This is a genomic window from Fodinibius sp., assembly GCF_041642155.1.
Lineage (GTDB): Bacteria > Bacteroidota > Rhodothermia > Balneolales > Balneolaceae > Fodinibius.
Genome location: NZ_JBEPWZ010000096.1, coordinates 1 through 10,170 on the forward strand (window position 1 = coordinate 1; position 10,170 = coordinate 10,170).

Consider the following 10,170-nt stretch of genomic DNA (forward strand, 5'->3'; position numbering starts at 1 on the left):
GGCTTCTTCGATAAAGCGCAGGGCCTCCACGCCCATCAGCTCCGCCGCGTAGTCCGGCTGATCGTGGAACCGCGCGTAGGCGGCCGGGTCCTGCGGGTCCGCCCCTTCCGGCAGATCCTGGTGGGGAGGCACCAGCTCGTTGCTCAAAGCCACGCGCTGGCCGTTCCGCCACAGATAAACCGGGTAATACGTATGAGCCTGGCGCTGACCGTTATAGCCAAAGAAAAAATCAAAGCCCTGCCGGTTGGGGACCCCCTCGGTAAAGGGCGCGCCCAGTCCCCATTTGCCAACGGCAGCGGTTTTATAACCGGCTTCCTGCAGTACTTCCGCAATCGTAACGGTTGAATCCGGGATGGGACGCTGTCCCTCCAAAGCAGGATTGGCAGCCATCTTCTCATAATTCCATATATCACCTCGCTCGGCCCATTCCTCATTGGATCTGATGTAGGCGTTGCCCGGGTGCTTGCCGGTCATCAGCATGTAGCGGGCCGGGGCGCAGACCGGGGAGCCCGAGTAGTGCCGGGTAAAGGTCATGCCCTCGCGCGCCAGCGCATCGATGTTGGGCGTTTCGATCTTCTCCTGTCCATAGGCGCCCAGCTCTCCATACCCCAGGTCATCGGCCAGGATATAAATAATATTGGGTTGGTCAGTAGCTACCCGGGGCTCGTCAGGCTGACACCCCAGGAGTAAGGCAACGGTAAGTACCAGAAAAAATTTACAAACCTTCATGCAGCTTTATTACCTGTCTGTCGTAGTACCTTTATTTATACCTTTTAATTAAAAATCCGAATGCTAAGCTAACTTACCATATTATATAACATATTTTAAAACATACGTACGCAATCGAAACCGACACGATTATATTCCACTGTTTTTGTACCCGTGCCGATTTAATACGAAGCAGGGCCACCCAATACCAGCACTCCAAGCTCAGCAGGCGTTCTTCGTATCATAGGCCCTAAAATTGTTCGAGGACTTTGCAAAACCGTTCTTTTGGCCATTCTCTGCATTTTCGCAAATTCAAAATCCCCACATATGCTTTCTATGCTGTGGTTTTGAACTCGGTCAGGCTTTGATATTTCCCGATGCTTCGGGACTGGTTTTTTAAAGCCCTCTCTTCCTGCATACTATTTATTAAGGCAACTAAAAAAAGAATCACCCTTTCCTTTTTTTATTATTCAAATTAAAAATGAAATTATCAAGTGAATTTATTCTTTTTTTTCTTTTTATTATTTAATTATAGTTTCGTTTTGTTTTGAATAGATGCGAACTTACATTATTGATTCCGGATGTTTCGCCGTAAGACGATTCATCCTCTTTTACACAGAGTCGATATAATGCTACTCGCAACCGATATAATCGATGATTCTAAAAACCATTTCACTGTTTGCCTTGCTGACAACCATGATTAGCCAGTCCCTTACGGGTCAGTCCAACGAGTCCCTTCAAGTTAAAAGAACAGCAGACTTTTCAATTGACGGGCGCGGCGGGGCCTCCCAGTGGTCGGCTGCCCAGTGGATTGCCATTCCCCGGCGCAATACCAAAACAGACAACACGCCATTGAAAACCAGAATGAAAATACTTTATTCTGATACCGGCCTGTATTTTCTTTTTGAAAGCGAGGACCAACAGTTAAGTGCCACCATGGATGCCGATTTCATGAAGCTTTGGAAAGAAGATGTCGTCGAAGTATTCTTATGGCCGGATACCAATAACCCTGTTTACTTTGAATATGAGATCTCTCCACTGAACTATGAACTGCCGCTTTTAATATCGAATGAGGAAGGGGATCTGGCACGCTGGAGGCCTTATATGTATGAAGAGGACAGAAAAACGCGACATAAAACGACCGTTAAGGGGGGACCAAAGCAAAGCAATGCAACTATTACGCAATGGACTGCAGAGTTTTTTATTCCATACAAGCTCTTGAGACCACTCCACAACATATCCCCGTCCCCGGGCACGGAGTGGCGAGCCAATTTCTATCGCGTTGACTACGATGGAGAGCAAAGCACCACCTTTAGCTGGCAACCCGTTGAGAAAACCTTCCACGACTACGAGAACTTTGGGACGCTCCTTTTTGAGTAGTATAAAAAACAGCCCGCAAGGTTTTGCCTCACCAACGAAGAAGAGCAGAAACCGGCCAAATTCGACGGACTCGCAGTGGATTTTTCAAAACCGCCAGGCTCCCTGTTAATTAAATTAACCGTCACCCCTCAACCTTCAGTTCTTTAATCTCATCCTGGTGCTCCTGAAACCATTCATACGTCATCCGAATGCCCTCCTCTAACTCAACGCTATAGTTCCATCCGGCTTCTTCCATGCGGCTCACGTCCATCAGCTTGCGGGGCGTACCATCGGGTTTGGTCGCATCCCAGTTGATGTCGCCCTCGTGTCCCACAATATCCTGTACCAGCAGGGCCAGGTCCTTGATCGCGATATCCTTGCCGGTACCCACGTTATAGAGGTCAAACTCCATCGTATGGTTCAGGGTAAAAAAGACCGCATCAGCCGCATCATCCACGTGCAGAAACTCCCGCATGGGTGAGCCGGTTCCCCAGAGCGGTACGGGGACGTGCCCTTTTTCTTTGGCATCGTGGAACTTCCTGATCATGGCCGGCAGCACATGGGAGGTTTTCAGGTCAAAATTGTCATTGGGTCCGTACAGGTTGGTCGGCATAAGGGATACGTAGTCGCGGTCGTACTGACGCCGCAGCGCATCTACCATCTTCACGCCCGTAATCTTGGCAATCGCGTACCACTGGTTAGTGGGCTCCAGGGGCCCGGTCAGCAGCGCCTCTTCACTCATCGGCTGGTCGGCATGTTTGGGATAGATGCAGGAGCTGCCCAGGAATATCAGCTTGTCAACATCCTGTTCGTGGGCCGCCGCAATAATATTGTTCTGTATTTCCAAATTTTCATACAGAAACTGCCAGGGATATTCATTGTTGGCCATAATGCCGCCCACACGGGCCGCGGCATCCACGACTACCTCCGGCTGTTCTTCCCTGAAAAAAGACCGTACCTCCTTTTGGTTTCGCAGGTCCAGTTCGGAGCTCGTCCGGCAGATGAGGCGGTCATAGCCTTCCCGCTCCAGCTTACGCTTCACGGCCGAGCCCACCATTCCCCGGTGACCCGCAATATAGATTCTGCTGTCTTTATGGAGTATATTATTCATTCTGTTATAATGAGGGTAAGGTTAGAGTTGAAACTAAAATTGAGAATAAATAATGAAGACTAAAAGATTAAAATCATAATATACAGCTCCCTGCAGGATGTAACTTTCAGCCGGTAATCTGTCCTGTATTAAAACTCTTATAATACGGATAATTTAAGATGGTGGAAAGTTGGAAGTAAAGCTTAATCTCTTTTACTTCCTTCAGCTTTTCAGTAAGTTATTCAGCGATAAATAAAAGTACTCTCAAACATAAAGCCCATCCTCTACCAATGGACCTTTCTGACTGTTCTTTCGGACCTTTTCACCTGTATTCCATCGAAACGGGACGTTTTCGGCTTGACGGCGGAGCGATGTTCGGGGTTGTCCCCAAGACCCTCTGGTCGCGCCGGATCAAAGCCGACGACAAAAACCGTATTCCCATGGCTATGCGCTGCCTGCTTGTTACCTCTGAAAACAGCGGGCGCACCTACCTGATTGATAATGGCTGCGGTACCAAATTCGTTCCAAAGTACGAGGAAATCTATCAGCTTGATCATACTCACAGCAGCCTTCATCGCTCTCTTGAGAGTCATGGGTTTGAAACGGGGGACGTGACCGATCTTATCTTTTCTCATCTCCACTTCGATCACTGTGGTGGCACTACATTTTATGATGACCGGGGAGACATCAGGCACACCTTTCCCGAGGCCACCTATCACGTCACTCAGAAGCATCTCGATACGGCTACCCGTCCCAACGCCCGCGAAAAGGCCAGCTTCCTCCCGGACAACATCGAACCTATTGCCGGCTGGGATAAACTGAACACAGTGGACGACCATCATGAGTATGAAGAGGGACTTAGCGCCCTTCCGGCTCACGGGCATACGATTGGACAACAACTGCCTAAAATTACCGTGGGCGACCGAACCATTGTCTTTATGGCGGACCTGCTTCCCACCCATGTGCACCTGCCCCTTCCCTATGTCATGGGATACGATATGTATCCGGTTCAAACCTTGACGGAGAAGGAACAGTTCCTGAAGCAGGCCGTAGAACATAACTGGTATCTCTTCTTTGAACACGATACGGAAGCGGAAGTCATCACCGTCCACAAAGAAAATGGGAGATATGCCGTAAAAGATCGGCTTTCGCTCAGTGATATTCCTGATGATAAATAGAAATGTCAAGCGGGAGATGGCGCCCCAAATACAATTTTAAAAAAGCACCATCCAACATTCTTAAATCACAATGTAAGTTTACAATGAAATTCATTAATTTGTCCGCTTACAAAAAAATAATGACAATAAGAACAATACATTCAATGCGACTGACCAAGAGTATTTTAACCATTCTGCTGGTATGTGTTGCCGTTTCGCTGGCGAACGCGCAAAATATCTCGGATATCGACTTTAAAAATATCAGGGTCGATGATCTTTCCGACCAGCAGATTCAGCAGATCTATGATGGGGCTCAGTCTCGCAATTTGTCCATTGATCAAACGGTTCAGATGGCCGTAGCACGGGGGCTTCCGCAGTCGCAGGCCAGCAAGTTAAAGCGACGGCTTCAGCAAGTGGGAGGAGGAGTAGCAATGGATACCGAAAGTGCCGAGGGTGTTTCAGGACAGCTTCGAACACCCATTCCTACCGAAGGTCCGGATTCGACGAAATTCGATTCTCTTTACGCCCAGACGGATTCAATCAGGTGGGCCCGGCAACAGCTTAAGGATAAAATTTTTGGGTTTAAGCTTTTTACCAGTGATAAGGTAACCTTTGAACCCGCATTGAATATCCCTACTCCCCAAGACTACCAGCTGGGTCCGGGTGACGAAATTATTATTGATATCTGGGGAGCCGCACAGATGAACTACCAACTGGAAGTATCCACGGGGGGCACCATAAATATTGATAATATCGGACCCATCCAGGTAAACGGTCTTACGGTAGAGGAAGCTACCAAGCGTCTCCGCTCGCGGCTCGGCGACATCTACTCGGGTCTCAATCCACCAAATAACGAAAATAAAGATACCTATATGCAGGTGTCGCTGGGACAGGTCCGAAGTATCAAGGTTACGGTAATGGGCGAGGCTTCGGTGCCCGGCACCTATACCCTCTCTTCGCTGTCTACCGTATTTAATGCACTTTATGCAGCCGGGGGGCCCACCACCACCGGTAGCTTCAGAACCATTAATGTAATTCGCGGTAATGAGACGGTAGCCACCTTTGACCTCTACGATCTGCTTATTTACGGCAATCAGTCGGAGAATGTCCGGCTTCGCTCGCAGGATATCATTCAAATTCAACCGTACGAAAACCGTGTGGAAATCGACGGGGAAGTCAAGCGGCCCGGCATTTACGAGCTAAAAGGGAATGAAACCCTGCAGGATCTGGTGGTCTATGCCGGCAATTTTACGGATAAGGCCTATACCGATCGTATAAAAGTCATCGGCAACACCCCGAAACAGAAACAGATTACGGATGTCAAAAAAGGGTATTACGATGACTATGTTCTCCAGAACGGGGATTCGATAACGGTAGGTGAAATACTGGACCGCTTTACCAACAAAGTTGAAATCAAAGGCGCGGTCTTTCGTCCCGGGGAATACGCCCTTGAAGATACCACCTCGCTTTACTCCCTCATACAGCGGGCGGATGGATTGATGGGTGACGCCTTTATGAACCGCGGCATCATCTATCGCACCCGGGATGACTATACGATTGAGTCTATCTCATTCAGCGTGCGGGAGCTAATGCAAAATCCCCGGGCAAACGATATTCTCCTCCAAAAGGATGACGTTGTTCGTATTTCCTCGATTTTTGATCTGCGGGAAGAATTCACGGTGAGCATCAAAGGACCGGTACAGCGACCTGATACCTATGAATTTGCCCATGGAATGACTCTTGAAGACCTTATCTTTATGGCCGATGGTTTTAGGCAATCTGCTACGCCCTACCGCATCGAGGTGGCCCGCCGCATCCGGAATATTGAAGAGCGGCCCGAGACCGAATCATTCATCGCGGATATCCACACTTTTAGCGTGGATGAGGATCTCCGTCTTAATGAGAAGGGGGCCAACTTTGAGCTGCAGCCTTTTGACCAGGTATACATAAGAGAGCTTCCGAATTACGAGCAGCAGCAAGAGGTCTATGTCGTCGGTGAGGTTAAATATCCCGGCAAATATGCCATCTCCTCGCGTGACGATCGGCTGTCTGATATGATTGAGCGAGCCGGCGGATTAACGGGCGATGCATACACCGATGGGGCCACGCTCTTCCGAAAGAGAGAATTCACCCAGCAGGAAGCCCAGCAGACCACGGATGATGTTACTGATGAAGATACCAGCCTGGAAGTCAATGAAGAGGGAGAACAGGTCCGCCTGGCCCAAAGACAGGAGTCCGCACAGATTGGCATTGAACTGCCGGAAGTGCTCCAGAACCCGGGTTCCAGATTTGACCTGCTTCTGGAAGAGGGCGATTCCCTTTTCATCCCCCAGCAGCTGGAAACCGTAACTGTTGAAGGGGGAGTCTTTCATCCCACAACGGTTCGCTTTGAGAGCGGACGCTCGTTTAAAGATTATATTACCGCCGCCGGGGGCTTTAATGACCTGGCCCGGAAAAAAAGATCCTATATTATCTACGCCAATGGCGATGTGGACCGGACGAAGAAGATGCTTTTCTTTAAAAATTATCCTTCTGTTGAGCCGGGGGCGACCATCATTGTGCCGGAAGAGCAACCCACAGAGGGGATGAGCGCTGCGGAGCGCATCAGTATACTTTCGACCCTGGCATCGACCATGGCGGTCATTGCTACGACCATTATTCGCATATCAAATAATTAAGGGTGGCAGCATTACAGGCAACGGAATTATGGTGAAAGCCTATAATACTATGTGATAGCCTATACATTATAGATCTTCCATCGGACTTTTTTATTTACAGAGGCCTTTGCAAAACCAGTCCCGAAGCATCGGGAAATATCAAAGCCTGAGCAAATTTGAAACTACAGCATATAAGACCTATGTGAGGATTTTGATTTCACGTACATACAGAGATTGGCCAAACAAACGGTTTTGCAAAGCCCTCTTACAAAACCAGCGATTTTATATATCAACTTCCATTAAATCATTTCACTTTATGTCACTTTTCCCAAACCTCTCCAAAACAGCATCCCTTCTGCTGTTTGCCGCTGTACTTACCTTCACGGGATGTGCCGGCTCTCAACAGGCAAGGACGAATGAGCAACAGGCTCCCGGCAGCGAAGAAAAACAGTTTGCGGATGGACCCCTGTCCACAAATCCCTCTGAGCTGAACCGGATGGTACCCAACGCTATTACCGGCGAAATTCCCCAGACTTTTTTCCAGGCGATAAACCGGGATACTCGTACCATGTCGGGCGAGCCGGGTTCCGACTACTGGCAGCAGTGGACCGACTACAACATTGATGTTGAACTGGTGCCTGCCGATACCCTCATCAAGGGCAGTAGTACAATCACCTACCATAACAATTCGCCGGATACGCTGAACCAGCTGTTTATGGAGCTCACACAAAATGTCCACCAGAGCGGGGCCGTTCGTAACCAGGGGGCCGAAGTGACCGGCGGGGTTAACCTCCACCGTGTTGCCGCTGGTGATACTGATCTGGAAGAGATGCAATCGGGACGTTCCCGGCAGGGGTACCTGGTCGACGGCACCCTGATGGTACTGCGTCCCGGCACGGTATTAGCCCCGGGAGATTCCATTGAGATCCAGGTTGCATGGGATTTCAAAATTCCTCAGCAGGGGGCGAGCGGACGCATGGGCTACAGCGAGGACAACCTGTTTTATATTGCCTACTGGTATCCGCAAATGCGCGTGTATGACGATGTCAACGGCTGGTTTACCGACCCGTTTAAAGGAAATGCCGAATTCTACCACGGCTTCGCCGACTATAATGTGGATATTACCGCGCCCGAACAGTGGATGGTCGCCTCCACCGGAGACCTTACCAATGCCGGGGACGTCCTGAAGGATGATATTTACCGGCGGCTGCAGGAGGGCCACAGCAGTGATGAAGTGGTCCCCGTGGTAACCAAAGAAGACTTCGGCGACGTTACCCGGTCCACCGGCAGCGGTACGGTAACCTGGAACTTTACAGCGGATAAAGTACGCGACTTTGCATTCAGCGCAACCAAAGAATCGATGTGGGATGCCACCCGTTCGGATGTGGGCGACCGGGACGGGGACGGAGAAACCGACTACGTGGAAATCAATGCTATCTATCGCAGCAGCGCCCCGCTCTGGACGGACGCAGCAGCATTTACCCGTCATTCTCTTTCCTCCCTGTCCGAGACGACCGGTATCAGCTATCCCTGGCCGCATATGACCTCAGTCGAGGGCGGCGGTATTATCGGCGGTGGCATGGAGTTCCCTATGATGACCATTATCGGCGATTACAGCGGCCGGCCGGCCCAGTCGCTCTACGCGGTCATCGCTCACGAGCTGGCCCATATGTGGGTACCGATGCAGATCAGTACGAATGAACGCCGCTACGCCTGGATGGATGAGGGCACGACCACTTTTAATGAGTCTCAGTCCAAAAAAGAGTACTACCCGGAGAGCGCGGAGACCTTTGAACAATCCGATTATCAAAGCTACCTGCAAATAACCGGCACGGGTCTGGAGGGACCGATTATGCGATGGTCGGACTATCATTATAACGGTTTTGCCTACGGCATCGCCTCGTATCCCAAGCCGGCTTCCATGCTGGTGGCCCTTCGCGGCCTGCTGGGCGAGGAAACGTTCCGTAAGGCTTATCAAACCTTTCTCAGCCGATGGCAATACAAACACCCGTATCCCTGGGATATGTTCAACGCTTTTGAAGATGTGAGCGGACGAGAGCTGGATTGGTTCTGGAGAAGCTGGTATTACGAAACATGGACGCTCGACCAGGCGGTAGGCGGTGTCCGGCCCGTCGAAGGGGGTACCGAAATTGTCATTGAAGATCGCGGTCAGGCCCCTATGCCTGCACCAGTTGAAATCACGCTATCCGACGGCACCACGCTCACGCGGGAGATCCCGGTGGAAACCTGGCTAAAGGGCACTACCCGGGCAACCCTTTCAATCGATCATACAGGAGAAGTGACAAACGTAGTGGTGGATCCGGAACGGAAATTCCCGGATGCCAATCGCACCAATAACAGCTGGGAGAAATAAGAAGATATACCGGCAGAACGGGATGCAGGGTCGAGCGTTCTGGGTACAGCTCCGGTTCCCGTATTCCGGGTTCCGGGTTAAGCCGCACCAAGGTTCTGGATGCGGGATACTATACTGGTTCCCGGTTTCGGAGCCCGCACCGGAACGGAAACCTTACTTATTCATGGAGATCAGGAACTCTTCGTTGTCTTTGGTACCCTTCATCTTGTCCAGCACAAACTCCATCGCCTCAAACGAATTCATGCGGTTCAGGTAACGCCGCAGCAGGACCACCTTCTCTTTCTCGGTCTCCGGGACGATGAGTTCCTCGCGGCGGGTACCACTCTTGAACACATCAATAGCGGGAAATATTCTGCGTTCTGACAGGTTGCGGTCAAGAACAAGCTCCATATTACCCGTACCCTTGAATTCTTCAAAGATCAGATCGTCCATGCGCGAACCGGTCTGAACCAGGGCCGTGGCCAGGATGGTAAGGCTGCCCCCGTCTTCGATATTACGGGCGGAACTGAACAGCTGACGCGGGGCCTTTAACGCCTCTGAATCCACTCCACCCGACATGGTACGTCCGGACGAAGGCTGACAAATGTTATAGGCACGTGCCAGTCGCGTAATCGAATCCATAAGGATAAGTACATCATGACCGCTCTCCACCAGTCGCTTTGATTTTTCAAAGACAATCTCGGAAAGTCCGACGTGGTTTTCCGGGCGCTCATCAAAAGTGGAAGCCACGACTTCCGCATCTTCCACACTGCGTTCCATCTCGGTGACCTCTTCGGGGCGTTCATCAATGAGAAGGATAATCACCTTGGTCTCCGGGTTATTTTC

General features: G+C 50.4%; 7 protein-coding genes. 4 read left to right on the forward strand and 3 right to left on the reverse strand.

The window, feature by feature from the left end:
• A partial coding sequence (locus ACESLU_RS07515; protein ID WP_372637342.1) for a sulfatase-like hydrolase/transferase occupies positions 1-729 on the reverse strand: 729 nt, incomplete at its 3' end.
• A gap of 633 nt (positions 730-1,362) precedes the next feature.
• On the opposite strand from ACESLU_RS07515, the gene ACESLU_RS07520 reads away from it, so the two are divergent.
• Complete coding sequence (locus ACESLU_RS07520) at positions 1,363-2,088, forward strand: carbohydrate-binding family 9-like protein (protein ID WP_372637345.1); 726 nt, start codon at positions 1,363-1,365, stop codon at positions 2,086-2,088.
• A gap of 121 nt (positions 2,089-2,209) precedes the next feature.
• Here ACESLU_RS07520 and ACESLU_RS07525 read toward each other — a convergent pair whose 3' ends face one another.
• On the reverse strand, positions 2,210-3,178 hold the full coding sequence (locus ACESLU_RS07525; protein ID WP_372637347.1) for a GDP-L-fucose synthase family protein: 969 nt from the start codon (positions 3,176-3,178) through the stop codon (positions 2,210-2,212).
• Positions 3,179-3,447: 269 nt separating this feature from the next.
• Between ACESLU_RS07525 and ACESLU_RS07530 the strand changes: the two genes are divergently transcribed.
• The 3 genes from ACESLU_RS07530 to ACESLU_RS07540 all read left to right on the forward strand — a co-directional run bounded on the left by ACESLU_RS07530 (position 3,448) and on the right by ACESLU_RS07540 (position 9,345).
• Positions 3,448-4,335, forward strand: a complete 888-nt coding sequence (locus ACESLU_RS07530; RefSeq protein ID WP_372637350.1) for an MBL fold metallo-hydrolase — start codon at positions 3,448-3,450, stop codon at positions 4,333-4,335.
• Between the two features lie 143 nt (positions 4,336-4,478).
• Entirely contained in the window at positions 4,479-6,992 is a 2,514-nt protein-coding gene (locus ACESLU_RS07535; protein ID WP_372637353.1) for an SLBB domain-containing protein, read from the forward strand.
• A 295-nt stretch (positions 6,993-7,287) separates the two neighbouring features.
• A complete protein-coding gene (locus ACESLU_RS07540) occupies positions 7,288-9,345 on the forward strand; it encodes a M1 family metallopeptidase (protein WP_372637356.1) in 2,058 nt (685 codons plus the stop codon).
• A gap of 153 nt (positions 9,346-9,498) precedes the next feature.
• Here the strand turns inward: ACESLU_RS07540 and rho are convergent.
• Positions 9,499-10,170, reverse strand: a 672-nt coding sequence (gene rho, locus ACESLU_RS07545; RefSeq protein ID WP_372637360.1) for a transcription termination factor Rho, incomplete at its 5' end; no start/stop codon positions are given.

What these genes read in the sequence shown, in the direction of transcription:
- ACESLU_RS07525 (WP_372637347.1), bottom strand. Translation starts at nt 3,178, where the DNA reads ATGAATAATATACTCCATAAAGACAGCAGAATCTATATTGCGGGTCAC.
- ACESLU_RS07530 (WP_372637350.1), top strand. Translation starts at nt 3,448, where the DNA reads ATGGACCTTTCTGACTGTTCTTTCGGACCTTTTCACCTGTATTCCATC.
- ACESLU_RS07535 (WP_372637353.1), top strand. Translation starts at nt 4,479, where the DNA reads ATGCGACTGACCAAGAGTATTTTAACCATTCTGCTGGTATGTGTTGCC.
- ACESLU_RS07540 (WP_372637356.1), top strand. Translation starts at nt 7,288, where the DNA reads ATGTCACTTTTCCCAAACCTCTCCAAAACAGCATCCCTTCTGCTGTTT.
- ACESLU_RS07520 (WP_372637345.1), top strand. Translation starts at nt 1,363, where the DNA reads ATGATTCTAAAAACCATTTCACTGTTTGCCTTGCTGACAACCATGATT.